The following is an 869-nucleotide window of genomic DNA, read 5'->3' as shown; positions in this document are numbered from 1 at the left end:
AATCTATCTGGCGGACAGAAGCAGCGTCTGACGATAGCGCGTGCACTCATACGTAAACCAGTTATTTTACTATTAGATGATAGTACAAGCGCTCTAGATATGCAGACAGAGGCAGCCTTGATGCTAGCGATCAAGCAAATGAAATGCACGACCTTCCTTATCACCCAAAAAATTAGCACAACATTAGGGGCAGACCGGATATTGCTGTTAGACGATGGTAAGCTGATTGCCCAAGGGACACATGAGCAATTGATGCAGGAGTCTAGTCTATATCGACAAATCTATGAGTCTCAGTTTGGAAAGGAAGGTGCATTCCATGCGTAGTCAATGGAAAGATCCTTTCGTCTATCCGAGGTCTGAGTGGGCAGATACGAACAATAAAGAATCTCAGCCGACTACTTCTAAATCAAATGCAAAGCGTGAGCCTCGAGCCAAAAACACTTCGCGTACATTGAAGCAGATGTGGGGTTATCTTACCGAACATAAAGGCAAGCTTGCGGCGGTCATCGTGATGGTACTGCTTAGCTCTGCGTTTTCCTTGTTGGGTCCTTACTTAGTCGGAACGGCGATTGATCATTTTCTAATGAATCGTAACAGCGGTTTTCTTATCTTTCTAGCTGGTGTAGCTTTTATTTATGTACTTCATTCCATTACAATGTGGCTTCAAAGTATATGGATGATTACCATATCACAGCAGACAGTATACCGTATGCGTCTACAACTGTTCGAGCATTTGCATAGGCTGCCAATACCCTATTTCAGTAAACGCCAGCATGGTGAGCTTATGAGCCGTGTTACAAATGATATTGATAATGTAAGTTCCTCTTTAAACAGCTCAGTGATTCAAGTCTTTTCGAGTGTGCTTATGT

At 43.0% G+C, this 869-nt stretch carries 2 protein-coding genes; both read left to right on the top strand.

Going from position 1 to position 869, the window contains the following annotated elements; all coding sequences use genetic code 11:
* A partial coding sequence (locus tag AC1DWN_RS34510) for an ATP-binding cassette domain-containing protein (RefSeq protein WP_477563307.1) occupies window positions 1–324 on the top strand: 324 nt, incomplete at its 5' end.
* Window positions 317–869 (top strand): ABC transporter transmembrane domain-containing protein (locus AC1DWN_RS34505; protein ID WP_477563306.1); only part of this gene is annotated, 553 nt, incomplete at its 3' end. The genes AC1DWN_RS34510 and AC1DWN_RS34505, both read left to right, overlap by 8 nt.

This window comes from Paenibacillus sp. P4_A7 (assembly GCF_056402455.1).
This window is presented reverse-complemented; position numbering and strand designations above follow the sequence as displayed.